The 25655-nt window shown below is 72.6% G+C and carries 27 protein-coding genes; 12 read left to right on the plus strand and 15 right to left on the minus strand.

The window, feature by feature from the left end; all coding sequences use genetic code 11:
* Positions 1 to 38 precede the first annotated feature (38 nt).
* A complete protein-coding gene (locus tag ACIP64_RS06865; RefSeq protein WP_401582631.1) occupies positions 39 to 614 on the plus strand; it encodes an NADAR family protein in 576 nt (191 codons plus the stop codon).
* A 1-nt stretch (position 615) separates the two neighbouring features.
* Here the strand turns inward: ACIP64_RS06865 and ACIP64_RS06870 are convergent, their stop codons facing one another.
* On the minus strand, positions 616 to 1488 hold the full coding sequence (locus ACIP64_RS06870; RefSeq protein ID WP_401582632.1) for a helix-turn-helix transcriptional regulator: 873 nt from the start codon (positions 1486 to 1488) through the stop codon (positions 616 to 618).
* 294 nt (positions 1489 to 1782) lie between these two features.
* Here ACIP64_RS06870 and ACIP64_RS06875 point away from each other — a divergent pair, with 294 nt between their 5' ends.
* From ACIP64_RS06875 to ACIP64_RS06885, 3 genes are all read left to right on the plus strand, one after another.
* Positions 1783 to 3165 (plus strand): MFS transporter, encoded by a 1383-nt coding sequence (locus tag ACIP64_RS06875; protein WP_401583198.1) that lies wholly within the window; start codon positions 1783 to 1785, stop codon positions 3163 to 3165.
* A 150-nt stretch (positions 3166 to 3315) separates the two neighbouring features.
* Positions 3316 to 4323 (plus strand): aldo/keto reductase, encoded by a 1008-nt coding sequence (locus ACIP64_RS06880; RefSeq protein WP_401582634.1) that lies wholly within the window; start codon positions 3316 to 3318, stop codon positions 4321 to 4323.
* Positions 4324 to 4357: 34 nt separating this feature from the next.
* Complete coding sequence (locus ACIP64_RS06885) at positions 4358 to 4942, plus strand: TetR family transcriptional regulator (RefSeq protein WP_401582636.1); 585 nt, start codon at positions 4358 to 4360, stop codon at positions 4940 to 4942.
* A 75-nt stretch (positions 4943 to 5017) separates the two neighbouring features.
* On the opposite strand, the gene ACIP64_RS06890 is transcribed toward ACIP64_RS06885, so the two are convergent.
* Positions 5018 to 6400 (minus strand): glycine--tRNA ligase, encoded by a 1383-nt coding sequence (locus tag ACIP64_RS06890; RefSeq protein WP_401582638.1) that lies wholly within the window; start codon positions 6398 to 6400, stop codon positions 5018 to 5020.
* A gap of 184 nt (positions 6401 to 6584) precedes the next feature.
* On the opposite strand from ACIP64_RS06890, the gene ACIP64_RS06895 reads away from it, so the two are divergent.
* Genes ACIP64_RS06895 through ACIP64_RS06910 form a run of 4 tightly spaced genes read left to right on the plus strand, consistent with a single transcriptional unit; the run spans position 6585 to position 9743 of the window.
* A complete protein-coding gene (locus ACIP64_RS06895; RefSeq protein ID WP_401582640.1) occupies positions 6585 to 7568 on the plus strand; it encodes a metal ABC transporter substrate-binding protein in 984 nt (327 codons plus the stop codon).
* 20 nt (positions 7569 to 7588) lie between these two features.
* Complete coding sequence (locus ACIP64_RS06900; protein ID WP_401582641.1) at positions 7589 to 8368, plus strand: metal ABC transporter ATP-binding protein; 780 nt, start codon at positions 7589 to 7591, stop codon at positions 8366 to 8368.
* Positions 8368 to 9261, plus strand: coding sequence for a metal ABC transporter permease (locus ACIP64_RS06905; RefSeq protein ID WP_401582642.1), 894 nt, complete (start codon positions 8368 to 8370; stop codon positions 9259 to 9261). Before ACIP64_RS06900 ends, ACIP64_RS06905 begins: the two co-directional genes overlap by 1 nt.
* A gap of 56 nt (positions 9262 to 9317) precedes the next feature.
* Positions 9318 to 9743: a Fur family transcriptional regulator gene (locus ACIP64_RS06910; protein WP_360906763.1), complete on the plus strand. Its 426-nt coding sequence runs from the start codon at positions 9318 to 9320 to the stop codon at positions 9741 to 9743.
* A gap of 43 nt (positions 9744 to 9786) precedes the next feature.
* On the opposite strand, the gene ACIP64_RS06915 is transcribed toward ACIP64_RS06910, so the two are convergent.
* Genes ACIP64_RS06915 through recO form a run of 3 tightly spaced genes read right to left on the minus strand, consistent with a single transcriptional unit; the run spans position 9787 to position 11585 of the window.
* Positions 9787 to 9972: a hypothetical protein gene (locus ACIP64_RS06915; protein WP_401582644.1), complete on the minus strand. Its 186-nt coding sequence runs from the start codon at positions 9970 to 9972 to the stop codon at positions 9787 to 9789.
* Positions 9969 to 10811, minus strand: coding sequence for an isoprenyl transferase (locus tag ACIP64_RS06920; RefSeq protein WP_401582645.1), 843 nt, complete (start codon positions 10809 to 10811; stop codon positions 9969 to 9971). The genes ACIP64_RS06915 and ACIP64_RS06920 overlap by 4 nt, the downstream gene beginning before the upstream one ends.
* A 27-nt stretch (positions 10812 to 10838) precedes the next feature.
* Positions 10839 to 11585: a DNA repair protein RecO gene (recO, locus tag ACIP64_RS06925; protein WP_401582646.1), complete on the minus strand. Its 747-nt coding sequence runs from the start codon at positions 11583 to 11585 to the stop codon at positions 10839 to 10841.
* Between the two features lie 57 nt (positions 11586 to 11642).
* On the opposite strand from recO, the gene ACIP64_RS06930 reads away from it, so the two are divergent.
* Positions 11643 to 12005, plus strand: coding sequence for a DUF1304 domain-containing protein (locus ACIP64_RS06930; RefSeq protein ID WP_401582647.1), 363 nt, complete (start codon positions 11643 to 11645; stop codon positions 12003 to 12005).
* Between the two features lie 33 nt (positions 12006 to 12038).
* Here the strand turns inward: ACIP64_RS06930 and ACIP64_RS06935 are convergent, their stop codons facing one another.
* The 5 genes from ACIP64_RS06935 to leuA form a co-directional block, all read right to left on the minus strand.
* Complete coding sequence (locus ACIP64_RS06935; protein WP_401583200.1) at positions 12039 to 12656, minus strand: response regulator; 618 nt, start codon at positions 12654 to 12656, stop codon at positions 12039 to 12041.
* A gap of 50 nt (positions 12657 to 12706) precedes the next feature.
* A complete protein-coding gene (locus tag ACIP64_RS06940) occupies positions 12707 to 13987 on the minus strand; it encodes a sensor histidine kinase (RefSeq protein WP_401582648.1) in 1281 nt (426 codons plus the stop codon).
* Positions 13988 to 14030: 43 nt separating this feature from the next.
* Positions 14031 to 16127, minus strand: a complete 2097-nt coding sequence (locus ACIP64_RS06945; RefSeq protein ID WP_401582650.1) for an MMPL family transporter — start codon at positions 16125 to 16127, stop codon at positions 14031 to 14033.
* A gap of 142 nt (positions 16128 to 16269) precedes the next feature.
* Positions 16270 to 16986, minus strand: coding sequence for a TerB family tellurite resistance protein (locus tag ACIP64_RS06950; RefSeq protein ID WP_401582652.1), 717 nt, complete (start codon positions 16984 to 16986; stop codon positions 16270 to 16272).
* 206 nt (positions 16987 to 17192) lie between these two features.
* Positions 17193 to 18965 (minus strand): 2-isopropylmalate synthase, encoded by a 1773-nt coding sequence (leuA, locus tag ACIP64_RS06955; RefSeq protein ID WP_401582653.1) that lies wholly within the window; start codon positions 18963 to 18965, stop codon positions 17193 to 17195.
* 311 nt (positions 18966 to 19276) lie between these two features.
* On the opposite strand from leuA, the gene ACIP64_RS06960 reads away from it, so the two are divergent.
* Together ACIP64_RS06960 and ACIP64_RS06965 are read left to right on the plus strand one after the other, a co-directional pair.
* Positions 19277 to 20401, plus strand: coding sequence for a M4 family metallopeptidase (locus ACIP64_RS06960; RefSeq protein ID WP_401582655.1), 1125 nt, complete (start codon positions 19277 to 19279; stop codon positions 20399 to 20401).
* Positions 20402 to 20410: 9 nt separating this feature from the next.
* Positions 20411 to 20677: a protealysin inhibitor emfourin gene (locus ACIP64_RS06965; protein WP_401582656.1), complete on the plus strand. Its 267-nt coding sequence runs from the start codon at positions 20411 to 20413 to the stop codon at positions 20675 to 20677.
* Between the two features lie 28 nt (positions 20678 to 20705).
* Here the strand turns inward: ACIP64_RS06965 and era are convergent, their stop codons facing one another.
* The 5 genes from era to ACIP64_RS06990 form a co-directional block, all read right to left on the minus strand.
* Positions 20706 to 21656, minus strand: a complete 951-nt coding sequence (era, locus tag ACIP64_RS06970; protein WP_401582657.1) for a GTPase Era — start codon at positions 21654 to 21656, stop codon at positions 20706 to 20708.
* Positions 21657 to 21717: 61 nt separating this feature from the next.
* The gene (locus tag ACIP64_RS06975; RefSeq protein ID WP_401582659.1) at positions 21718 to 22074 is read right to left on the minus strand and encodes a cytidine deaminase; all 357 of its coding nucleotides are present in this window, start codon (positions 22072 to 22074) and stop codon (positions 21718 to 21720) included.
* A gap of 56 nt (positions 22075 to 22130) precedes the next feature.
* Entirely contained in the window at positions 22131 to 23459 is a 1329-nt protein-coding gene (locus ACIP64_RS06980; RefSeq protein ID WP_401582660.1) for a hemolysin family protein, read from the minus strand.
* Between the two features lie 5 nt (positions 23460 to 23464).
* The gene (gene ybeY, locus ACIP64_RS06985) at positions 23465 to 23962 is read right to left on the minus strand and encodes an rRNA maturation RNase YbeY (RefSeq protein ID WP_401582662.1); all 498 of its coding nucleotides are present in this window, start codon (positions 23960 to 23962) and stop codon (positions 23465 to 23467) included.
* Between the two features lie 13 nt (positions 23963 to 23975).
* Complete coding sequence (locus tag ACIP64_RS06990; RefSeq protein ID WP_360906793.1) at positions 23976 to 25001, minus strand: PhoH family protein; 1026 nt, start codon at positions 24999 to 25001, stop codon at positions 23976 to 23978.
* Between the two features lie 136 nt (positions 25002 to 25137).
* On the opposite strand from ACIP64_RS06990, the gene ACIP64_RS06995 reads away from it, so the two are divergent.
* Entirely contained in the window at positions 25138 to 25653 is a 516-nt protein-coding gene (locus tag ACIP64_RS06995; protein ID WP_401582664.1) for a GNAT family N-acetyltransferase, read from the plus strand.
* Positions 25654 to 25655 lie beyond the last annotated feature (2 nt).

Genomic DNA, 25655 nt, shown 5'->3' on the forward strand with positions numbered 1-25655 from the left:
CGATGCCCGCTGTCGTACCCCCGCGTTACCGTCACGGCATGACGCACACGCCGATCACCGAGCCGGGCGACGCACGCGACCACGAAACCCTCGTGGCGCTGGCGACGCGGGGCACACGGCCGAAGTACCTGTTCTTCTGGGGGCACCGCCCGCAGCGGGACGGCGGCGTGGGCGCGGGCTGCCTGAGCCAGTGGTGGCCCTCGGAGTTCTCCGTCGACGGCGTCGCCTACCCGACGGCCGAGCACTGGATGATGGCCGGCAAGGCCCGGCTCTTCGGCGACGAGGAGACGCTGGCGAAGATCCTCGCCGCGCCGCATCCGCAGGCCGCGAAGCGGCTGGGCCGCCAGGTGCGCGGCTTCGACGGCGAGGCGTGGGAAGGGCGGCGCTCGGAGCTCGTCGTGGCGGGCAACACGGCCAAGTTCGGGCAGGACCCGGCGCTGCGCGCCTATCTGCTGGGCACGGGCCGGCGGGTACTCGTCGAGGCCAGCCCGGTCGACCGGATATGGGGCATCGGCCTGGCCGCCGACGACGAGCGCGCGGCCGACCCGGCGCAGTGGCGCGGCCTGAACCTGCTGGGCTTCGCGCTCATGGAGGCCCGGGCCCGGCTCGGCTGAGTCAGGCGGGGACGGCCTGCGGCAGGGAGGCAGCGGCAGGGGCGGTGACCAGCTCGTACAGACGCTGCACCCGCTCCCGGGTGACGTCGTCCGCCGGGGTGTAGGTCACCAGCCGCGGACCCTGCCGGGGGCCGAGCCACAGGTGGGTGAAGTCGAAGGTGAGCAGGCCGACATCGGGGTTGAGGAAGCGCTTGGTGCGGTTCTCCGGCTCCTGGACCTCGTGGCGCTCCCAGAGTTCGCGGAACTCCGGCGACGCCTGCTCCAGCCGCTTCACCAGTGACTTCCAGGCGGGCTCGGCAAGATGCCCGGCCATCGCGGAACGGTACTTGGCGACCATCAGCCGGCTGGTCTCCTTCCAGTCCGGCATGCCGACGCGCCAGGCGGGATCGGTGAAGGCCAGCCACATGATGTTGCGGTCCTCGAAGGGCAGCGCGTCGAGGTCGGCCACCAGGCGCCCGTAGGTGCGGTTGTGCGCGATGACATCGGTACGGCTGTTGAGGACGGCGGCCGGCAGCGGCTCCAGCTTGGCGAGCATCTCGCGGATCTGGTCCGACATGCCGGGGCACCGGGCGAGCGGATTGGGGTCGGTGACGCCGGCGAGCAGGAACAGATGCGTCCGCTCGTTCGGGTCGAGCATCAGCGCGCGGGCGATGGCGTCGGCCACCTGCGCCGAGATCTGGATCTCCCGGGCCTGTTCGAGCCACGTGTACCAGGTGACGCCGACCGCGGCGAGCTGCGCGACCTCCTCGCGACGCAGTCCCGGGGTGCGCCGGCGGCGCCCGGGCGGAAGGCCGACCTGCTCGGGGGCGATCCGCTCGCGGCGGCTGCGGAGGAAGGAGGCGAGTTCCAGCCGGGCTGCTGCGGTCGTCGTCATGACTCCCAGGGTGCCGCATCGCCCAGCCCGTTGCCAGGTGGTTGTGATACCTGGATAAACGCTCTCTGGTACCACCTTGGGAAGGGGCCCATCGTGTCATAGGTGACCGATCGAAACGACCTCTCCGTCTCCTCCGGCCTGCCGTCGCGGGCCCAGGTCAAGCCGCGGGTGATCCGCCTGCGCGGCGGCACCGGCACCGGCGCCGCGTCCGCGCCGTCCGCTCCCGAGGCAGCCTCCGCCGCCTCCGCCGCCTCCACCACCTCCGCGGCGTCGCCCGCCCCGCCCGCCTCCCCCGTGCTCAGCCCGCTGGGCCTGTTCACCGTGCTGCTGGGCGCCGCGCTGCCGCTGATCGACTTCTTCATCGTCAACGTCGCGCTGCCCGCCATCGAATCCGACCTGCACGCCGGGGCCGCGCTGCTGGAGCTGGTCGTCGCCGGCTACGGCGTGGCCTACGCCGTGCTGCTGGTGCTCGGCGGGCGGCTCGGCGACTCCTTCGGCCGCCGCCGGCTCTTCATCGCGGGCATGGCGGCCTTCGGCCTCACCTCGCTCGCCTGCGGCCTGGCGCCCGACGCCTGGACGCTCGTGGCGGCGCGCGTCGCCCAGGGCGCCGCGGCGGCGCTGATGCTGCCGCAGGTGCTGGCCACCATCCACTCCGCCACCTCCGGCCACCGCCGGGCCAAGGCGCTGAGCCTGTACGGTGCCACCGCCGGCCTGTCGATGGTCGCCGGCCAGATCCTCGGCGGCATCCTCGTCGCCGCGGACATCGCGGGCACCGGCTGGCGCGCGGTGTTCCTGGTGAACGTCCCGGTCGCGGCGATCGGCCTGTTCCTTTCCGCACGCAGTGTGCCGGAGACCCGCTCCGAGCACCCGGCGCCCGTGGACCGCCCCGGCACGCTCCTGCTGGCGGTGTCCCTGATCACGCTGCTCGCGCCGCTCACCGAGGGCCGGGCCGCCGGATGGCCGGTGTGGACCTGGGTGTCGCTGCTGCTCTTCCCCTTCGCCTCGATCGCCTTCTACCTGGTCGAGCGCCGGGCGGACCGCGCGGGACGGGTCCCGCTGGTGCCGCCGAGCCTCTTCCACTCGGCGGGCATGCGCAGGGCGCTGCCTTTGGTGCTGCCGTTCTCCCTCGGCTTCGGCGGCTTCATGTTCGTGATCGCGGTGGCGCTCCAGGAGGGCCTGGCGTACGGCCCGGTGCAGGCCGGGGCCGCGCTGGTGCCGATGGCGGTGGCTTTCTTCATCGCCTCGCTCGCCGGGCCCCGCCTGGTCCTGCGCTACGGCGGACGGGTGGTCAGCGCCGGCGGCCTGGTGCAGGCGGTGGGTGTCGCCGTGCTGGCGGCGTCGGTGGCCCGCGAGTGGCACGCGGGGGGCATGAGCGGCTGGGCGCTGCTGCCGGGGCTGGCACTGGCCGGCTTCGGGCAGGGGCTGCAACTGCCCGTGCTGTTCCGGCTGGTGCTCGCCGACGTGCCGGCCGCGCGGGCCGGGGTGGGCAGCGGGGTCATGGTGACCGCGCAGCAGTCCGCGCTCGCGCTGGGCGTGGCCACGCTCGGCACGCTCTTCCTCTCCCTGGCGCCCGGGCACGGGATGCGGGACGCCCTGGTCATCGTGCTGGTCGTGCAGCTCGCGGCCGTCCTGGGCACGGCGCTGTTCAGTCTGCGGCTGCCGCGGCACGTGGGGTGAGGCACCCGGCCCGGCGGTCATGACGGGGCGGGTGCACCCCCGGTCGGGGGGTCACGAGGGAGTGGGTCAGGCACATGCACTGACAGATATTGAAATCTGTCAGTGCATGTGTCATCGTTGTCCGCACACCCCCTGAACGGAGCTCCCGCAATGCGCAACCGCACCCTCGGCACCACCGGCCCGACCGTCTCCACCCTCGGCCTCGGCGCCATGGGCATGTCGGCCCTCTACGGCGAGGCCGACCGCGCCGAGTCCCTCGCCACGATCCACGCCGCCCTCGACGCGGACATCACCCTGATCGACACCGGCGACTTCTACGGCATGGGCCACAACGAGATGCTCATCGGCGAGGCCCTGCGCTCCGCCGGCGCGAACCGTGACAAGGCCCTGGTCAGCGTCAAGTTCGGTGCCCTGCGCGGCCCCGGAGGCGAGTGGCTCGGGTACGACGGCCGCCCGGCGGCGGTGAAGAACTTCGCCTCGTACTCGCTGCAGCGCCTCGGCACCGACCACATCGACATCTACCGCATCGCCCGGGTCGACCCCGCCGTCCCGATCGAGGAGACCGTCGGCGCCATCGCCGACCTCGTCCAGGCCGGCCACGTACGCCACATCGGCCTGTCCGAGGTGGGCGCCGGCACCCTGCGCCGCGCGGCCGCCACCGCCCCCATCAGCGATCTGCAGATCGAGTACTCGCTGATCTCCCGCGGCATCGAGGACGAGATCCTGCCGACCGCCCGCGAGCTGGGCATCGGCGTGACCGCCTACGGCGTGCTCTCGCGCGGCCTGATCAGCGGCCACTTCACCCGGGACCGGCAGCTCGCCGCCCACGACTTCCGGGCGATGAGCCCGCGCTTCCAGGGCGAGAACCTGGACCACAACCTGGCGCTCGTCGAGGCGCTGCGGAAGATCGCCGAGCAGAAGGGCGTCTCCGTCGCGCAGACCGCCATCGCCTGGGTGCTGGCCCAGGGCGAGGACATCGTGCCGCTGATCGGCTCCCGCACCCGCGAGCGGCTCGGCGAGGCGCTGGGCGCGCTGGACGTCCGCTTCGACGCCGCCGACCTCGCCGCCATCGAGACGGCCGTCCCGGCCGGCGCGGCGGCGGGCAACCGCTACCCGGACGCGCAGATGGGGCACCTGGACAGCGAGCGGGAGCACTGACGCCCACCGCCCGGGTCCTGGGAGAATGTCCACCATGCCACCCGAGACGCTGACCGCAGAACGCATCCTCGAGACCACGGAGGACGTGCTGCGCCGCTACGGCCCCGCCAAGGCCACCGTGGTCGACGTGGCCCGCGCGCTCGGCGTCAGCCACGGAAGCGTGTACCGGCACTTCCGGACCAAGGCGGCGCTGCGGGAGGCGGTCACCCAGCGCTGGCTGGACCAGTCGCACGCGGAACTCTCCGCCATAGCGCTTGACGCCGGCCGCCCCGCGCCGGACCGGCTGCGGGCGTGGCTCGCGGCGCTCTTCGCGGCGAAGCGGCGCAAGGCGGGTGGCGACCCGGAGCTGTTCGCGACGTACATGGTGCTGGCGGCGGAGCAGAGCGTCGTCATCGAGCGCCATGTGGACGACCTGGTCGAGCAGTTGACCCGGATCGTCCGGGACGGCGCCGGCACGGGCGAGTTCGAGGCCGGGGACCCCGAGGTCGTGGCGCGGGCCGTCTTCGACGCCGCGGGACGCTTCCACGACCCCGCCTACGCGGCCGAGTGGTCCGCCCCCGGCATCGACGCCGCGTTCACGGCAGTCTGCGACCTGATCGTGCGCGGCCTGGCGTCCTGAAGCGCGGGCGTACAGACGGAAGGCGCCCGGTCTCCCCCACGGGGGTGACCGGGCGCCTTCGCCGTACGTCGGGACCTAGCAGCCGAGCAGACGGCCGCCGAGGAAGGACTCGACCTGGTCGAGCGAGACGCGCTCCTGCTTCATGGTGTCGCGCTCGCGGACCGTCACCGCGTTGTCCTCGAGGGTGTCGAAGTCGACGGTGACGCAGAACGGCGTGCCGATCTCGTCCTGGCGGCGGTAGCGGCGGCCGATGGCGCCGGCGTCGTCGAACTCGATGTTCCAGTGCCGGCGCAGGTCCGCGGCGAGCCCCTTGGCCTTCGGGGAGAGCTGCGGGTTGCGGGACAGCGGGAGCACCGCGACCTTGACCGGGGACAGGCGCGGGTCGAGCCGCATGACGGTGCGCTTCTCCATCACGCCCTTCGCGTTCGGCGCCTCGTCCTCGTTGTAGGCGTCGAGCATGAAGGCGAGCATGGCGCGGTTGAGACCGGCCGCGGGCTCGATGACGTACGGGAAGTAGCGCTCGCCGGCCTCCTGGTCGAAGTACGACAGGTCCTGGCCGCTGGCCTGGCTGTGCGCCTTGAGGTCGTAGTCCGTGCGGTTGGCGATGCCCTCCAGCTCGGAGAACTCGGTGCCGCCGAAGTTGAAGCGGTACTCGATGTCGGTGGTGCGCTTCGAGTAGTGGGAGAGCTTCTCCTTGGCGTGCTCGAACCAGCGCATGTTCTCCTCGCGCAGGCCGAGGCCCCGGTACCAGTCCCAGCGCTGCTGCATCCAGTACTCGTGCCAGGTCTCGTCCTCGCCCGGCTTGACGAAGAACTCCATCTCCATCTGCTCGAACTCACGGGTCCGGAAGATGAAGTTGCCCGGCGTGATCTCGTTGCGGAAGGACTTGCCGGTCTGGGCGATGCCGAACGGCGGCTTCCGGCGCGAGGTCGTCTGCACCTGGGAGAAGTTGGTGAAGATGCCCTGGGCGGTCTCGGGGCGCAGGTAGGCGACCGAGCCGGAGTCCTGGGTCGGGCCCAGGTGGGTGGAGAGCAGCCCGGAGAACTGCTTGGGCTCGGTGAACGCGCCCTTGTTGCCGCAGTTGGGGCAGTTGATGTCGGACAGGCCGTTGGCCGGCAGGTGGCCGTGCTTGGCCTCGTACGCCTCCTCCAGGTGGTCCGCGCGGTAGCGCTTGTGGCAGGAGGTGCACTCGGTGAGCGGGTCGGTGAACGTGGCGACGTGGCCGGAGGCCTCCCAGACCTCGCGGGCCAGAATCACCGAGGAGTCAATGCCGACCACGTCCTCCCGCGAGGTGACCATCGCACGCCACCACTGGCGCTTGATGTTCTCCTTGAGCTCCACGCCCAGCGGCCCGTAGTCCCAGGCGGCCTTCTGGCCGCCGTAGATCTCGCTGCAGGGGAAAACGAAGCCACGGCGCTTGCTCAGGCTGACGATGGTGTCGATCTTGTCGGCGGCCACGGTGCTCTCTTCAGACGACGAAGCGGTCGGTGGGGTCGCCGGGGGCGAGCTCGGTCCGGCGAATACCTCAGATTACCGGCGCCGACGGGGGCCGTATCAAATCGGTTCCGCGTCGCGGGGGGCCGATCGTGATCACACTGTGCTCAATTGACAATCGTTTCCATTTTTGTTGAAAATGGGAGTCATGAACATAGGTCGTGTGCTGCTCCCGATGGCGGCCGTCGCCGGGCTGGTCGCCCTCTCCGCGTGCTCCGCCGCCGCGGGCGACACCCGGACCACGGACGGCCGCCTCAAGGTCACCGCGTCCTTCTACCCGATGCAGTACCTCGCGGAGCAGATCGGCGGCAGCCACGTCAGCGTCACCGGCCTCACCAAACCCGGCACCGAGCCGCACGACCTGGAACTCACCCCCCGGCAGATCGGCCGACTCGGCCAGTCGGGCGTGGTCGTCTACCTCAAGGGCCTCCAGCCCGCCGTGGACGAGGCCATAGCCCAGTCCGGTGTGCGGCACATCGTGGACGCCGCCTCGCTCACCGCGCTGGAGGACCACGGCACCGAGGTCGACGGCGAGCACCACACCACCGGCGACAACCACAGCGACCCCGGCCCGGACGAGGAAGACCCGCACCACCACGAGGACGCCGGCGCCGACCCCCACATATGGCTCGACCCCGTGAAGTACGCGCAGGTCGCCGAGGGCGTCGGCCGGACGCTGGCCCAGGCCGACCCGGACCACGCGGCGCTCTACGCCGAGAACACCGACGCGCTCGTGAAGAAGCTCGACGCGCTGAACACCGCGTTCACCGACGGACTGCGCAACCGCACCTCGGACACCTTCCTCACCACCCACGCCGCCTTCGGCTACCTCGCCGAGCGCTACGGCCTGGTGGAGGAGGCGGTCAACGGCATCGACCCCGAGGCGGAGCCGAGCGCCGCCCGGATGCGGGCGCTCCAGGACCTCGCCAAGGACAGGCAGGTGAGCACGGTGTTCTTCGAGACGCTCGTCAGCGACCGGACGGCGAAGACCCTCGCGGGTGACCTGGACCTGCGGACCGACGTACTCGACCCGATCGAGGGGATCACCGACCGCTCACGGGGGTCCGACTACTTCGGGGTCCAGCGCGCCAATCTCAAGGCCCTGCAGACGGCGCTGGGCGCCACCACGTGACCGCGACGACGGAGGCAGCTATGGACGCTACGGACGCTACGGACGCGGTCGTCTCGCTGCGGGGCGCGACCGCCTCGCTCGGCTCGCGCCCGGTACTGCGCGGCGTCGACCTGGACGTGCGGCGGGGTGAGGTCGTCGCGCTGCTCGGCGCCAACGGCTCCGGCAAGTCGACCGCGGTGCGTGCCGTGGTCGGCCAGGTGCCGCTCACCGGCGGCGAGCTGGAGCTCTTCGGCACCCCGCACCGCCGCTTCCGGGACTGGGCGCGGATCGGGTACGTGCCGCAGCGCACCACGGCCGCCTCCGGGGTCCCCGCGACCGTGCGCGAGGTCGTCACCGCGGGACGGCTGGCCCGCACCCGGATGGGGTTCTCCCGCAAGGCCGACCGGGCCGCGGTGGACCGCGCCCTGGAGCTGGTCGGCATGGCCGACCGGGCCGGCGACTCGGTGAACGCCCTCTCCGGCGGCCAGCACCAGCGCGTGCTGATCGCCCGCGCGCTGTCCGTGGAACCCGACGTGCTGATCATGGACGAGCCGATGGCCGGCGTCGACCTCGCCAGCCAGGAGGTGCTCGCGGGCACCCTGCGCGAGCAAGTCGGCCTCGGCACCACCGTGCTGGTCGTCCTGCACGAACTCGGCCCGCTGGAACCGCTCATCGACCGCGCGGTCGTGCTGCGCGACGGCTGCGTCGTCCACGACGGCCCGCCGCCGCAGGCGCGCGGCCAGCACGCGCTGCCCGGCCACGACCATGTCCACCCGCACGCCGACCGTGCGGCCGAGCCGATCCGGACGGGGCTGTTCTGATGGAGCTGTTCACCTTCGCCTTCATGCAGCGGGCCCTGATCGCCGCCGTCCTGGTCGGCATCACCGCCCCCGCCATCGGCATCTTCCTCGTCCAGCGCCGCCAGGCCCTGATGGGCGACGGGATCGGCCATGTCGCGCTGACCGGCGTGGGCCTGGGCTTCCTGCTGAGCACCAACCCGGTGTGGATGGCGACGGCCGTGTCGATCGTCGGCGCGATCGTGATGGAGCTGATCCGCTGGTACGGCCGCACCCGCGGCGACATCGCGCTCGCCATGCTCTTCTACGGCGGTATGGCGGCCGGCGTCATGTTCACCTCGCTCGCGCCCAACGGCTCCAACGCCAACCTGACGACGTATCTCTTCGGTTCGATCACCACCGTCTCGCCGCAGGACATCACCGCCGTCTGCGTGCTCGCCGGCTTCGTCGTGCTGGTCACCCTGGGGCTGCGGCGGCAGTTGTTCGCGGTCTCCCAGGACGAGGAGTTCGCCCGCGTCACCGGGCTGCCGGTGCGGCTGCTCAACCTGCTGGTCGCGGTCACCGCGGCGGTCACCGTCACCGTGGCGATGCGGGTCGTCGGCCTGCTGCTGGTGAGCGCGCTCATGGTGATCCCGGTGGCGGCCTCGCAGGCGATCACCCGCAGCTTCGCGACGACCTTCGCACTGGCGGTGGCCATCGGCGTGACGGTGGCCTTCTCCGGCACGGTCACCTCGTACTACGTCGACGTGCCCTCCGGGGCGACGATCGTGCTGCTCGCCATCGGTGTCTTCGTCGCCCTGACCGCGGCCTCCACGCCACTGGCGAAAAAGAGGGCTCGCAGGGCCGCGCAGGACACGGAACGATGCACCCTTGAGGTACCCGGCGCACGCCCGGCCGAGGACGACGTTCGGGTCTGAGAGCCCCGGACTGGCACAATGTCCGACCGGGACAACGACCGAGAAGGAGGCCACTGGTGACGACCGCCAAGCCCCCCGTACGGGGCCGTTCGACGCGGCAGCGCGCCGCGGTGGCCGCGGCCCTCGCCGAGGCCGACGAGTTCCGCAGCGCACAGGAACTGCACGACCTCCTGAAGCACCGGGGTGACTCGGTGGGCCTCACCACGGTCTACCGCACCCTGCAGTCCCTCGCCGACGCCGGCGAGATCGACGTCCTGCGCACGGGCGACGGCGAGTCCGTCTACCGGCGCTGCAGCAGCGGTCACCACCACCACCTGGTCTGCCGCGTCTGCGGCAAGGCCGTCGAGGTCGAGGGCCCCGCGGTCGAGAAGTGGGCCGACGCGATCGCCGTCGAGCACGGCTTCGTCGACGTCGCGCACACGGTCGAGATCTTCGGCACCTGCGCCGACTGCGCGGGCTGCGGCATCCCCGCGGAGGACTGAGCGCGGAGCCGGTCCCCCGGCCCCGCCTCCGCCGGCCCACGCCTCAGCCGGACCCGCGGTCCAGGCACGGGCCCGCGGCCGCGAGCGGAGCCATCACGTACAGGGACGCGGCAATCCACAGCCTGTTCGCGCGCAGACGGGACGTCTGGGTGGCGTTCGCCTTCGCGAGCACGGCCCCGACGACCGCGCCGCACCCCCGTGCGGCGCGGTACCCGACGGGATCCGTCATGCCTGCGGGGCCGCCGCCCCGCCCTCGGCGGACATCAGCTCGTTGGGGATCGCGCCGCCGAAGCGGCGGTCGCGGGAGGCGTACTCCAGGCAGGCGCGCCACAGGTCGCGGCGGTCGAAGTCGGGCCAGAGCACGTCCTGGAAGACCATCTCGGCGTAGGCGGACTGCCAGAGCAGGAAGTTGGAGGTGCGCTGCTCGCCGGAGGGGCGGACGAAGAGGTCCACATCGGGCATGTCCGGGTGGTACATGTACTTCGCGAGGGTCTTCTCGGTGACCTTGGAGGGGTCCAGGCGACCCGCCTTTATGTCCTCGCCCATGCGCGCCGCCGCGTCGGCGATCTCGGCGCGGCCGCCGTAGTTGACGCACATGTACAGCGTCATCGCGTCGTTGTCGCGGGTCATCTCCTCCGCGACCTGGAGTTCCTTGACCACGGACTTCCACAGCCGCGGCATGCGCCCGGCCCAGCGGATGCGGATGCCCATCTCGTGCATCTCGTCGCGGCGGCGGTGGATGACGTCGCGGTTGAAGTTCATCAGGAAGCGGACCTCGTCGGGGGAGCGCTTCCAGTTCTCGGTGGAGAAGGCGTACAGCGAGAGGTTCTTGACGCCGATGTCCAGGCAGCCCTTGAGGACGTCGAGGACGACGGTCTCGCCGACCTTGTGGCCCTCGGTGCGGGGCAGGCCGCGCTCCTTGGCCCAGCGGCCGTTGCCGTCCATGACGATGGCGACGTGCTGCGGGACGAGCTCACCTGGGATCTTGGGTGGCCGGGCGCCGGACGGGTGCGGGTCGGGAGCCCGGTACTCGCGTCGGGGGCGGCTCAGAATCCCGCGTACAGCCATGCGCCTGCTCTCCACTTCCGTGTGTATCTACTTGTCGATGAACCGCAGCGAGCGCAGCCCGCGCTCCAGATGCCACTGCAGGTAGGCGGCGACCAGCCCGCTGCCCTCACGGCAATGGCGCGGCTCGCACGCGTCCGCGGTCTCCCAGTCGCCGCCGAGCAGCGCCCCGAGGAGTTCCAGGGACTCCAGTGAGGGTACGACGCTTCCGGCCGGGCGGCACTCGCCGCATACGACTCCTCCCGCCGCGACCGAAAAGAACCGATTCGGTCCGGGCATCCCGCACTTCGCGCAGTCGCCGAAGCTGGGCGCGTAGCCGTTGACCGCCAGGGAACGCAGCAGGAAGGCGTCGAGCACCAGGCGCGGGTCGTGCTCGCCGTCGGCGAGGGTGCGCAGGCCGCCGACGAGGAGCAGGTACTGCTGCACCGCCGGTTCGCCCTCGTGGTCGGTGAAGCGCTCGGCGGTCTCCAGCATCGCGGTGCCCGCGGTGTACCGGGCGTAGTCGGTGACGATCCGGCTGCCGTACGGGGTGATCGTCTCGCCCTGCGTGCACAGCGGCAGCCCGCGTCCGACGAGTTCTCCCCCGCGGGCGAAGAACTGCACGTCCACATGGGAGAAGGGCTCCAGCCGGGCCCCGAACTTCGACTTCGTGCGCCGCACTCCGCGGGCCACCGCGCGCACCCGGCCGTGGCGGCGGGTGAGCAGCGTGATGATCCGGTCCGCCTCGCCCAGCTTCTGGGTGCGCAGCACGATGCCGTCGTCGCGGAACAGACTCATGGCGCCCATTCTCCCGCACGGCGCGGGGCGCCCGGCACGCAACGTACGCTACGGCCCATGTCGATCACCGCAACCGTCGCCGTGCTGCTCATAGCGGCCCTGCATGCCTACATCCTGGTCCTGGAGATGTTCCTGTGGACCACACCGCGCGCCCGCGCCTCCTTCGGCACCACCGAGGAGTTCGCCCGCGAGAGCAAGGCGCTGGCGGCCAACCAGGGCCTGTACAACGGCTTTCTGGCCGCGGGACTGGTGTGGGGCGCGCTGGCGTCGGACCCGGCCGGCTTCCAGGCGAAGCTGTTCTTCCTGATCTGCGTGGCCGTCGCCGGGGTGTACGGCGCGGCGACCGCGAGCCGCCGCATCCTCTTCGTGCAGACCGTTCCGGCCCTGGTCGCGCTGGCGCTGGTCGTCGCCGCGCACTGAGGATCCCCGCGCGCGGCAGGGCGGTCCGGCGGGTCAGCCGCCGGGACTGACCAGCCCCGACTCGTAGGCGGCGATCACCAGCTGCGCGCGGTCGCGGGCACCGAGCTTGCCCATGATCCGGCTGACATGGGTCTTGGCGGTGAGCGGGCTGAGGCCCAGCGCCTCGGCGACCTCGGTGTTGTTCAGGCCGCGCGCCACGAGGACGAGCACCTGGCGTTCCCGACCGGACAGCGCGGCCGTCCGCCCCGGAGCCGGGACGCCGGGCCCCGGGCCGTCCGGCAGGCGCAGCACCCGGGCGATCAGGCGGGCGGTGGGACCGGGCGAGAGCAGCGCCTCGCCCGCGGCGACCGTGCGGATGGCGTCGAGGAGTTCGGCGGGGCGGGTGTCCTTGACCAGGAAGCCGCTGGCGCCCGCGCGCAGCGCCGGGACGACGTGGTCGTCGGTGTCGTAGGTCGTGAGCACCAGCACGCGCACCCCCGCGAGGTCGTCGTCGGCCGCGATGAGCCGGGTCGCCTCGATGCCGTCGAGGTCGGGCATGCGGATGTCCATGACGACGACGTCGGCACGGCAGGCCCGGGCGGCGGAGACGGCCTCCCGGCCGGTGGCCGCGTGGCCGACGACCGCCATGTCCGGGGCGGACTCGACCAGCATCGCGAAGGCCTCGCGGACCAGCGTCTGGTCGTCGGCGAGCAGCACGCGGATCACGCGGCGCCCCCGGCCAGCGGCAGGACGGCGGCGACCTGGAAACCGCCCTCGGGGCGCGGCCCGGCGGTGAGCGTGCCCCCGACGCTGCGCGCCCGCTCCCGCATGCCGACGAGGCCGTAGCCGGTGGCGGGCGCGGTCTCCGCCGGGGCGGCGTCCACGGGCGTCCTGGGCGGTGCCACGGCGCGCCAGGGGCGCCAGCGGGCGTCGGGGCGCTCCGGCCCCTGCCCGGGCCCTGTGCCGGGGCAGGGGCCGTCGTCGGTGACGGCGATCCGCAGGGCGGCGCCCCGGTCCGGGTCGGTGCCGAGTTCCACCCCGACCCGCACCGAGGTGCCCCCGGCGTGCCGTACGGCGTTGGTCAACGCCTCCTGCACGATGCGGTAGGCGGCCGCCCCGATCGCCGGGGGCACCCCGTCCGCGCCGTCCGCGACGGCCAGTTCCACCCGGGCGCCGGCGGCCTCGGCGGAGCGGGCCAGGTCGGCCACGGCGGCCAGGCCCGGCAGCGGGCCGCGCTCGTCGTCGCCGCGCAGCACCTGGAGCGTGGCGCGCAGTTCGGCGCGGGCGTCCCGGCAGGTGCCGGCGATGCTGTCGAGGGCGCCGGCGACGGCGGTGCGGTCCAGGCGGTCGGGGTCGGCGAGCAGGACGTGGGCGGCGACCGAGGTCTGCACGCCGATGAGGGTGATGCTGTGGGCGAGCAGGTCGTGCAGGTCGCGGGCGATCCGCAGCCGCTCCTCGGCGACGCGGCGGGCCGCCTCCTCCTCGCGGGTGCGCTCGGCGCGTTCGGCGCGTCCGACGATGGCGGCCACGTACTTGCGGTGGATGCGGACCGCCTCGCCGGTCAGCGCCACCGCCACCACCCAGCCGCCGCTGCGGAGCATGTCGGTCGCCGCGTGCCGGTCCGGTGTCGCCGACATCACGCCGACCATGATCGCGACGACCGCCGCCACGGTGAGGTAGGTGCGCGGCGGCGGCCCGGCGACCGCCAGCGAGTGGACCGCCACCATGCTGGCCGGGACCACGGCCAGGTGCAGGTTGTCCATGGCGTGGTACGGGGCGACGGCCGCGACCATGACGAGCATCACGGTCATCGGCCACCGCCGCCGGGCCGCCAGCACCAGCGCGGTGACCACCAGCAGCGCCCACCCCACCGCGTCCGGGCGGTGCCCCTGCCCGGCCGGCAGGAGGGCCCCCATGGCGCACTGGAGGGCGAGCACGCCCACGGCGAGGACGGCGTCCTTGTGCGCGCGGACGGCGGGCGGGAGGGGCGGCGGCTTCGGCACGGCTCCATCTTCCGTTACGGGGTCGGCGGGGGGACAGACCGGTTCACGGGCCCGTGCGCGGCCGGCTGAGCCGGCCCGGCCACCACAGCCGCTCGCGCAGCGCCACACTCGCGGAGGTGACCAGGTAGGTGCGCACCAGGAAGGTGTCCAGCAGGACGCCCACCGCGATGACGAAGCCCAGCTCGACCAGCGACACCAGCGGCATGTTGAGCAGCACCGAGAAGGTGGCCGCCAGCACCAGCCCCGCCGAGGCGATCACCCCGCCCGTGGTGCGCAGCGCGGTGACGGCGGCGGCGGCCGCGGGGGCTCCCGCCAGCGACTCCTCGCGCATCCGGTGCATGAGGAAGATGCCGTAGTCGACCCCGAGGGCGACCAGGAAGACGAACGACAGCAGCGGCAGCCCCGGGTCCGTGCCCGCGAAGCCGAACAGCGGCCCGAAGACCAGTCCGCCGATGCCCAGCGCGGCGCCCCACACCGCGATCACGGCCGCCACCAGCAGCAGCGCCGCGACCAGGCTGCGCAGCAGCACGACGAGGATCAGCAGCACGGCGGCCAGGACGAGCGGCACGACGACCCGGCGGTCGCGGGAGCTGGTGCCGGCCAGGTCGGCCTGCTGGGCGCCGGGCCCGCCCACATGCGCGCCGTACGGGCCGTCAAGCTCCGCCCGCAGGGCGTGGATGGTCGCGGTCTCGCCGGCCGACTCCGGCGGCGCCTTCGCGGTCACCGACACCTCGGTCCAGCCGCCTCCGCTGCGCCCGGGCTCGGCGGACGCGACGCCTTCGGTGTCCCGGACCGCGGCCAGCACCTCGGTGGCCCGGCCGGTGGGCGCCATGACGGTGATCGGCTGCGCGGAGCGGCCGGGACCGGCCGCGGCAAGGGTGCGCATCGCGGCGACGGACTCCGGCGCGCTGGTGAAGGTGTCGTCGTTCCGCAGGGTGCCGGGCAGGGCCAGGGTCCCGAGCGCGAGCGCCCCGAGCAGGACGGCCCCGCCGGCGAGCACGGTCAGCGGACGGCGTGCCGCCGAGCCGCCCATCGCCGCGAACAGGCCGCGCGGGCGCGGCACTTCGCTGCCGTACGCGGGCACCAGCGGCCAGAACACCCGCCGTCCCAGCAGCACCAGCAGCGCGGGCAGCAGCGTGGTCGTCGCCAGCAGCGCGCACACCACCCCGACGGCGGCGATCGGGCCCATGCCCCGGCTGCTGTTGAGGTCGGCGGCGAGCAGGCACAGCAGCCCCGCGGCGACGGTCCCGGAGGAGGCCAGGATCGCGGGCCCGCAGCCGCGCAGCGCGGCGCGCATGGCGTCGTACGGGCGCTGGATCCGGCGCAGTTCCTCGCGGTAGCGGGAGACGAGCAGCAGCGCGTAGTCGGTGCCCGCGCCGAAGACGAGGATGGTCATGACGCCCTGGCTCTGCCCGGTGACGGTGATGTCGAAGGCCCGGTGGAGCCCGTAGACCCCGGCCATCGCGGCGGCGTCGGCGACGCCCGCGACCACCAGCGGCAGCAGCCACAGCAGCGGACTGCGGTAGATGAGGATCAGCAGGACGGCGACCACCGCGACGGTGGTCCACAGCAGCGGCCCGTCGAGGGAGGAGTAGACCTCCTTCATGTCGGTGTTGAGCGCGCCGGGGCCGCCCACCTGGGCGGTCAGCCCGCCGCCGCCCTCGGCCCGGTCGCGGACGTCGGCGACGAAGGCGTTCCTGGCCTCGTCGTCCTGGCCCGGCTCGGTGCTCGCCACGGGGTACATCAGCGTGTCTCCGTGCGAAGCGACCGCGTGCGGCGCACCGCCGGTGAGCCGGTGCGCCCGCGCGACACCGGCGATCTGGGCGGCGGCCTTCTCGCGGTCGGCGGCGGTCAGCCCGCCGTCGCGGTGGTAGACGACGACGAGTTCGGTGGCCTCGCCGCCGGGCAGCGCGTCCTGGAGCCGGGCGACCTGCGTGGAGTCCGCGCTCACCGGAAGGTAGTCCACCGCCCGGTTCTGCTGGGCGTCGGCGAGCTTGCCCGCCAGCGGGCCGGCGAGCGCCAGGACGGCGATCCACAGGGCGAGCACCGCCCAGGGGATCGCGCGGGCGCCCCGGCGGCCGTCCGGTCGCGTCGGCGGCGGCACGGCCGCCGGTGTGGTCTCAGTGGTCGGGGCCCCCATCGCGGGCCTCCCTCCGGGCCGGTGGTCTGGTGTGATTCCAGACTTCCGGCGCGGGGGCGCTCTTTCGTCGGGCCCGGGAGGGAGCCGCGCGTTACTGCCCGGGGTGCGGGACGGGCCGCGTTACTCCCCGGGGAGTACGCCCTCAGGAGGGCGTGCGGGCGGCGGCCTCCAGGATCCGGGCCGTGTCCTCGCCGACCAGGCCGAGGCAGCGGCCGACGGCGCCCAGCACCTCGCGCTCCGCGGGCAGGTACGGGCCGTCGGCCAGGGCGATGCGGGCGCCCTGGAGGAGGACGCGTTCGCGACCCTGCGGGGCGAGGTGGCGGGAGAGCGGTTCCAGGGCCTCGTGCAGCTCGATGGAGAGCCAGCTGCCGCAGCCGTCGAGGGAGTCGGCGAGGCCGTCCGCCGGGAGGGAGCCGGCGGCGCCGGGGAAGCGGCCCTCGTCGGCGACGATGGCCGCGAGCAGGCCGAGCAGCTGGTCCTCGGTGCAGTCGGTGAAGCCGGCCGTGCGGACCGCCTCCACGGCCGTCTCGCGGGCCGCCCGCCCCGTGGAGCCGCCGGCGGTGAGGACGGCGAGGGCGACGGTGTGGACGGCGTCGCGCAGCATGGCGGAGAAGACGGTGGTGGTCGGCTGTTCCAGGGCCTCGGGGCCGGAGCGGGCGCGGCACACGACGCACTCCACGACGGTGCCGGCCGAGCCGCGTGGCAGCAGCGGCAGGCCGAGGACGGTCAGCCGCCGGGTGCCGGTGCGCCGCCGGTAGCCGCGGTCGCCGCCGCAGCCGGCGCAGAAGAACTCCCCGTCGCCCTCGGTGTGCCAGACCGTCCGCACGCCCAAGAGGCACAAGCCCTTGATGTGGAGCACTTCGCACCCTCCGGCCGCTCATCCGGATAAATCCCGGTTCGTCCCGTTACGGGCCGTAGGCGTGGGTAACGCTCCGGCAACGGCGCCGTAATGACGTGATGTTAGCCACATGAGCAACGCGGAGTCAGTACCACGAGAGGGCCGAATACAAGAATCGGCCACGGCACCCGGGCGGGTGCCGTGGCCGGTTCACCGTCCGCGGTGATTCAGCGGGTCGCGCGGTTGACGGCGGAGACGACCGCCTTCAGCGAGGCACGGGTGGTGTTGGCGTCGATGCCGATGCCCCACAGGACCTTTCCGTCGATCGCGCACTCGATGTAGGAGGCGGCCTGGGCGCTGGCCCCCTCGCTCATGGTGTGCTCGGTGTAGTCCAGCAGGCGGGCGTCGACGCCGACCGCGGCCAGCGCGTCGAAGAACGCCGAGATGGGGCCGTTGCCGGTGCCGGTCAGGACCGTCTCGGTGCCGTCCACGGCCGCCTCGACGGTGAGGGTGTCGGTGCCGTCGCTGCTGGCCGAGGTCTGCGCGGAGCGCAGGGCGATGCGGCCCCAGGCGTTGTCCGGGGTCGGCAGGTACTCGTCCTCGAAGATCGCCCAGATCTCCTTCGGGGTGACCTCGCCGCCCTCGGCGTCGGTCTTGGCCTGGATGATCTTCGAGAACTCGATCTGCATCCGGCGCGGCAGGTCCAGCTTGTGGTCGTTCTTCAGGACGTACGCGACGCCGCCCTTGCCGGACTGCGAGTTCACGCGGATCACGGCCTCGTAGGAGCGGCCGACGTCCTTGGGGTCGATCGGCAGGTACGGGACCGCCCACTCGATCTCGTCGACCGTCTTCCCCTGGGCGGCCGCGTCGGCCTCCATGGCGTCGAAGCCCTTCTTGATGGCGTCCTGGTGGGAGCCGGAGAAGGACGTGTAGACCAGGTCGCCCACGTACGGGTGGCGCGGGTGGACCTCCATCTGGTTGCAGTACTCGGCGGTGCGGCGGATCTCGTCGATCTGCGAGAAGTCGATCATCGGGTCCACGCCCTGGCTGAACAGGTTCATGCCCAGGGTGACCAGATCCACATTGCCGGTGCGCTCGCCCTGGCCGAACAGGCAGCCCTCGATGCGGTCCGCACCCGCCATCAGCGCCAGTTCGGCGGCGGCGACGGCCGTGCCGCGGTCGTTGTGGGGGTGCACCGACAGGCACACGTACTCGCGGCGCGACAGGTTGCGCGACATCCACTCGAAGCGGTCGGCGTGCGTGGAGGGCGTGGAGCGCTCCACGGTCGCCGGCAGGTTCAGGATGATCTCGCGGCCCTCCTCGGGCTGCCAGACGTCCATGACCGACTCGCAGACCTCCAGGGCGAAGTCCAGCTCGGTGTCGGTGAAGATCTCCGGGCTGTACTGGTAGCCGAAGACGGTCTCCTGACCGCCGCCGCCCAGGATCTTGTCCGCGTACTCCATGACCAGCCGCGTGCCGTCCACGGCGATCTGCCGGATCTGCTCCTTGGAGCCGCGGAAGACCACCCGGCGGAAGGTCGGGGCGGTCGCGTTGTACAGGTGGACGGTGGCGCGGGCCGCGCCGCGCAGGGACTCCACGGTGCGCTCGATGAGCTCCTCGCGGGCCTGGGTCAGCACGGAGATCGTGACGTCGTCGGGGATCGCGCCCTCTTCGATGATGGAGCGCACGAAGGCGAAGTCGGTCTCGCCGGAGGCGGGGAAGCCGACCTCGATCTCCTTGTAGCCCATCGACACCAGCAGGTCGAACATCGCGCGCTTGCGGGCGGGCGACATCGGGTCGATCAGGGCCTGGTTGCCGTCGCGCAGGTCGGTGGACAGCCAGCGGGGCGCCTTGGTGATCCGGTTGCCGGGCCAGGTGCGGTCCGGGATCTCCACGGCCTCGTACGGCCGGTACTTGTGCACCGGCATCGCCGTGGGGCGCTGGCGCACGGTCGCGGCGGTGATGGGCGTGGGACGGCCTACGGCATTGGGGGTGGACATGTGCGGGGGTGCTCCTCGGTTGCGGCTTCAGAAGCGGCCGACCGGCGCTGGCTCTCCGACAACGCCACACTCCGCGGGGAGGGAGTCGACCTGGACTACAGGCCCTCGCCGCGGCAGCTAAGGAGAAGCATCCCGAAACGCATGATGCGTCCGACCCTAACCGAGCCCCGGGTCGCCCCGCAGCCGCCGCGGCGTTCTTCTCAGTATGCAAGACCGCCCGCGTTGACATGAAAAACGTAATTCTCCGCACTTTGCGGCAATCGCCGTCACAGCTGGTGACACGGGAGACGCGGCGTGCCACATTGCGGACCATGGAGCACACACCCGTTTTCTGCACGATCGTGCCGCCGCACGTCCTGGACCGGATCGCCCGCAATCCGGACAGCGCGCTGGCCGGCCCCTCCCGCCGCACCCTGGAGCAGGACGCCGCGCAACGCACCCGGCGCCGGCTGACCACCGTCATCGGAACGCTGCCGGTGGCGGGGGCGGAGCCCTCGGAGCAGCCGCGGCGCACCATCGGCGACGCCCGGCACGGGGAGGACCTGCCGGGCGCGACGGTGCGCGGCGAGGGCGAGGCGCCGGTCGCCGACGCGACGGTCAACCGGGCCTACGACGGGCTCGGCGCGACCTTCGAGCTGTACCTGACCGCGTACGGCCGGCACTCCATCGACGACGCCGGCCTGCCGCTGGACGCGACCGTGCACTACGGCCGCGACTACAACAACGCCTTCTGGAACGGCGAGCGGATGGTCTTCGGCGACGGCGACGGCGAGCTCTTCCTCGACTTCACGCTGCCCGTCGACGTCATCGGCCACGAACTCACCCACGGCGTCACGCAGTACACCGCCAACCTGGACTACTTCGGCCAGTCCGGCGCGCTCAACGAATCGGTGTCCGACGTCTTCGGCTCGCTGATCAAGCAGTACGCGCTCGGACAGACGGCCGGCGAGGCCGACTGGCTCATCGGCGCCGGGCTGCTCGCCCCGCGCGTCACCGGCGCCGCCCTGCGCTCCATGAAGGCCCCCGGCACGGCCTACGACGACGACGTGCTCGGCAAGGACCCGCAGCCCGCCCACATGGACGGCTACGTGCGCACCTCCCGCGACAACGGCGGCGTCCACATCAACTCCGGCATCCCCAACCGGGCGTTCTACCTGGCCGCCACCGCGCTGGGCGGGCACGCCTGGGAGCGCGCCGGGCGGATCTGGTACGACACGCTGACCGGCGGCGGGCTCTCACCGCGCGCCGATTTCGCGGAGTTCGCGCGCGCCACGGTGGCGGCGGCCGCCGCCCGTTACGGCGAGGACGGCGAGGAGCGCACGGCCGTCGCCAGGGCCTGGGGCGACGTCGGCATCGCCACGCCGGCCGCCGGCGGATCCGAACTCCCGCGCCAGGCACCGGCACCGGAAGGTGCGCAGCCCCCCGTCCAGGGGTAGGCGCCCCCCATGCGCATACAAGTGATCCGCTCCGGCGGTTTCGCGGGGATCGAGCGCCGGGCCGCGCTGGACACGGCCGGCCGGCCCGACGCCTTCCGGCTGCACGCCCTGGCCCGCGACGCGCTCGCCGCGGGCGGGACGGCACCGCAGCCCGGGGTCCCGGACGGCTTCCACTACGAGATCACGGTCGACGCGCGCACGGTGCACTGCGCCGACCCGCACCTCACCGAGGCCCAGCACGAACTGATCCGCACCGTCCTGAAGGAGGGCACCTGACCGCGGCCGGCCGCGGTCGGGTGGCGCCCTAGAAGCCCAGCTTGCGCAGCTGCTTGGGGTCGCGCTGCCAGTCCTTGGCCACCTTCACGTGCAGGTCGAGGAAGACCGGCGTGCCGAGCAGGGCCTCGATGTGGCGGCGGGAGGTGGTGCCGACCTCCTTGAGCCGGGCGCCCTTGGGGCCGATGATGATGCCCTTCTGGCTGGGCCGCTCGATGTAGATGTTGGCGTGGATGTCGAGCAGCGGCCGGTCCGCCGGGCGGTCCTCGCGGGGCAGCATCTCCTCGACCACCACGGCGATGGAGTGCGGCAGTTCGTCGCGCACGCCCTCCAGCGCGGCCTCGCGGATCAGCTCGGCGACCATCACCTGCTCGGGCTCGTCGGTGAGGTCGCCCTCCGGGTACAGGGCCGGGCCCTCGGGGAGGAGCGGGACCAGCAGGTCGGCGAGGAGGCCGACCTGGGTGTCGCCGACGGCGGAGACGGGGATGATCTCGGCCCACTCGATGCCGACTTCGGCGCCCAGCTGGTGGATGGCGATGAGCTGCTCGGCGAGGCGCTTGGAGTCCACCAGGTCGGTCTTGGTGACGATCGCGACCTTGGGGGTCTTGCGGACCTCCGCCAGCTCCTTGGCGATGTAGCGGTCGCCGGGGCCCAGCTTCTCGTTGGCGGGCAGGCAGAAGCCGATCACGTCGACCTCGGCCCACGTGGTGCGGACCACGTCGTTGAGCCGCTCGCCGAGCAGGGTGCGGGGCTTGTGCAGTCCCGGGGTGTCGACCAGCACGAGCTGCGCGTCCGGCCGGTGCACGATGCCGCGCACGGTGTGCCGGGTGGTCTGCGGGCGGTTGGAGGTGATCGCCACCTTCGTCCCGACCAGAGCGTTGGTCAGGGTCGACTTGCCCGCGTTGGGGCGGCCCACGAAGCAGGCGAAGCCGGCCCGGTGGGCGGGGGCAGTGGTCTCGGTACGAACGCTCATGGCGACCATTGTCCCTGATCCTCCGGGCCCGCCCGACGCACGCGCCCTGCCGCCGGGCGCCCGCCGCGGATCACCGCGTGCGGACGGTGGCGCGCAGCGCGCCGTCCGGGCCCGCGAGGAGCACCGGGGTGTCCGGGCCGCCGAGGTCGCGCACGGCGGCCAGGTCCTGCTCGGGCACCGTGTCGGCCGCCGTGACGACCGCCGCGGCCTCCAGGGACGTGGCGCCGCTCGCGACGGCCATGGCGACGGCCGTGCGCAGGGCGCTGAGCGCCAGCGACGGCAGCGCCACCGTGCCCGCGACGTAGGTGCGCCCCGTCCCGTCCCGCACGGCCGCGCCCTCGGGAACGCCGCCCCGGGCCCGCGCCGAGCGGGCCAGCGTGATGATCTTGCGGTCCTCGGGGTCCTGCACCGGCTGCTCGTCGCTCATGCGGTCAGCGTATCCGCCATGAACTGCCCGCCGGGGACGGGTTCCCAGGGCAGGTCCTAGCCGCGTACGGCCCCGTCCGGGGTGTCGCTGCCGGCGCCCTCCACCGGGGCGGGCAGCGGGTCGACCAGCACCGCGCCGATCCGGTTGCGGCGCCCCGACGGGGCCTCGGCGGTCAGGCGCAGCGCGGCGGGGGCGTCGGGGGCCGAGGCGGTCTCGGGCAGTTCCACGACCGCGGAGGCGCCCGGGATGGGCACCCGGCCGAGGATCTTGGCGAGCAGGCCGCCGACGGTCTCCACGTCCTCGTCGTCCAGGTCGACCCCGTACAGCTCGCCGAGGTCGCCCAGGTCGAGGCGGGCGGTCACCCGGTAGCGGCCGTCGCCCAGTTCCTCGACGGGCGGCAGCTCGCGGTCGTACTCGTCGGTGATCTCGCCGACGATCTCCTCCAGGATGTCCTCGATGGTGACGATGCCGGCCGTGCCGCCGTACTCGTCGATGACAACGGCGACGTGGTTGCGCTCGCGCTGCATCTCGCGCAGCAGGTCGCCGGCGTTCTTGGTGTCCGGCACGAAGGCGGCCGGGCGCATCACCGAGGAGACCGGGTCGGTCTCGGAGTCGCGGTTGATGTGCACGCGCCGGGCGAGGTCCTTGAGGTAGACGATGCCGACGATGTCGTCCTCGCTCTCCCCCGTGACGGGGATGCGGGAGAACCCGCTGCGCAGGGCGAGCGTCATGGCCTGCCGGAGCGTCTTGAAGCGCTCGATGGCGACCAGTTCGGTGCGCGGCACCATCACCTCGCGCACCAGTGTGTCGCCGAGCTCGAAGACGGAGTGCACCATGCGGCGCTCCTCGTCCTCGATCAGGGACTCGCTCTCGGCGAGGTCGACCAGCGCCCGCAGTTCGGCCTCGGAGGCGAACGGGCCCTGCCGGAAGCCCTTGCCGGGGGTGAACGCGTTGCCGAGGAGGATCAGCAGCGCGGGGATCGGGCCCATCACCCTGGCCAGCGGCAGCAGGACGTACGCCGCCGCGGTGGCCGTGTTCAGCGGGTGCTGGCGGCCGATGGTGCGCGGGGAGACGCCCACGGCCACGTACGAGACGACGATCATCACGCCGATGGCGACGAGCAGCGCCTGCCAGGTCGGCTCGAAGTGCCGTACGCACAGCACCGTGACGAGCACCGCCGCCGCCATCTCGCAGGCCACGCGCACCAGCAGGGCCACATTGAGATAGCGCGTGGGGTCCGAGGCGACCGCCAGGAGCTTGTCCGCACCCCGGCGGCCCGCCCGCAGCGCCGCCTCGGCACGGAAGCGGGACATGCGGGCGATGCCGGCCTCGGCGCAGGCGGCGAGCCATGCGACGACGACCAGCAGGACGGCATAGACCACCATCGTGATCAGTGGGTGGTGGTCGGGGCCGGGGAGGGGCCCTGGATGCCGCGCTCGGCGCGCCAGCCGTCGAGGATGGCCTTCTGCAGGCCGAACATCTCGGCCTTCTCGTCGGCCTCGTCGTGGTCGTAGCCGAGCAGGTGCAGCACCCCGTGGACGGTGAGCAGTTGGAGCTCCTCGTCCATGGAGTGCTTCGTCGCGGCCGCCGCGCCCTGCTGCTTGGCCACCTCGGGGCAGAGCACGATGTCCCCGAGCAGGCCCTGCGGGGGCTCCTCGTCGTCCTTCCCGGGACGCAGTTCGTCCATCGGGAAGGACATGACGTCGGTGGGGCCCGGTTCGTCCATCCACTGGATGTGCAGCTGCTCCATGGCGTCGGCGTCGATCGCGATGACCGAGAGCTCGGACAGCGGATGGATGCGCATGTGCTGCAGGGCGTAGCGGCTGATGTCGAGCACAGCCGCCTCGTCGAAATCCCAGCCGGATTCGTTGTTGACGTCGATCGCCATAGTGCTTCGGTGGCTACTTTCCGTTGCCGTTTCGGTTGCCGTTGAGGTCGTCGTAGCGCTCGTAGGCGTCCACGATGCGCCCGACCAGCTTATGGCGTACGACATCGGTGCTCGTCAGGCGCGAGAAGTGCACGTCCTCGACACCGTCCAGGATGTCCACGACCTGGCGCAGGCCGCTCTTCGTGCCGCCCGGGAGGTCGACCTGCGTGACGTCGCCGGTGATGACGATCTTGGAGTCGAAGCCGAGCCGGGTGAGGAACATCTTCATCTGCTCGGCGCTGGTGTTCTGCGCCTCGTCGAGGATGATGAACGCGTCGTTGAGCGTACGGCCGCGCATGTACGCCAGCGGGGCGACCTCGATCGTCCCGCTCGCCATGAGGCGCGGGATGGAGTCGGGGTCGACCATGTCGTGCAGCGCGTCGTACAGCGGGCGCAGGTACGGGTCGATCTTCTCGTAGAGCGTGCCCGGCAGGAAGCCGAGCCGCTCGCCGGCCTCGACGGCGGGACGGGTCAGGATGATCCGGTTGACCTGCTTGGACTGCAGGGCCTGGACGGCCTTGGCCATCGCCAGGTAGGTCTTGCCGGTGCCCGCCGGGCCGATCCCGAAGACGATCGTGTGCTTGTCGATGGCGTCGACATAGCGCTTCTGGTTCAGCGTCTTGGGGCGGATCGTGCGGCCCCGGCTGGACAGGATGTTCTGGGTCAGGACCTGGGAAGGGGTCTCCTCCAGGCCGTCGTCTCCGCTGTCCTGGCGGAGCATGGCGATCGACCGCTCCACGGCGTCCTCCGTCATCGGCTGTCCGGTGCGCAGCACCAGCATCATTTCGTCGAACAGGCGCTGGACCAGGGCGACGTCGGCCGATTCGCCGGTCGCGCTGATCTCATTGCCTCGTACATGGATGTCGACGGCCGGGAACGCCTTCTCGATCACGCGCAGGAGCGAGTCGCCGGACCCCAGGACAGTCACCATGGGGTGCTTGGCCGGTACGACGAAGTGGGCGCTCGCCTGCGGTTGCTGCGTTGTCGGTGTCTGTGTCATGGGCCAGGCACTTCGGCCTGCTCATCCCGCCTTCTGCTCTTCGACATACCACTGGGCTTGGGGTTCAAGGGTACGTCGGTGCGACGGACGTGCCGAGGGGTTTTACGCTGCGTCACACGACGGGTAGAACTGCGCCATGCAGATCCGCACCGGAGGCCCCGGCGACCTCAGTGCCACGCTCGCCCTGCTCGACGGCGCCGTCGCCTGGCTCACCGCGCGCGGCCGCACCGGGCAGTGGGGCACCGAGCCGTGGTCGTCCCGCCCGGCGGCCGTCGACCGGACCCGCCGGTACACCGAGGAGTACCTGCTGCGCGTCGCCGAGGTGGGCGGCGAGGTCGCCGGTGTGTGCGTGCTCGCCGAGGAGCCCCCGCAGTTCACGCCACCGGCCGGCGAGCCCGAGCTGTACATCCGGCTGCTGGTCACCGACCGCGCGCGCTCCGGGAGCGGCATCGGCGCCGCGCTGGTCGACGACGCGGTCGCCGAGGCCCGCCGCCGGGGCGTGGGCCTGCTGCGGGTCGACTGCTACGCGGGCGGCAACGGGCGGCTCGTGCGGCAGTACGAGGCGCTGGGCTTCACCCGGGCGGAACCGTTCACCGTGCCGCGGGCCGGGGGCGACCCCTGGCCGGGGCAGGTGCTTCAGCGCAGGGTGTGAAC

The organism is Streptomyces sp. NPDC088733, from assembly GCF_044751185.1.
In the GTDB taxonomy this organism is placed as follows: domain Bacteria; phylum Actinomycetota; class Actinomycetes; order Streptomycetales; family Streptomycetaceae; genus Actinacidiphila.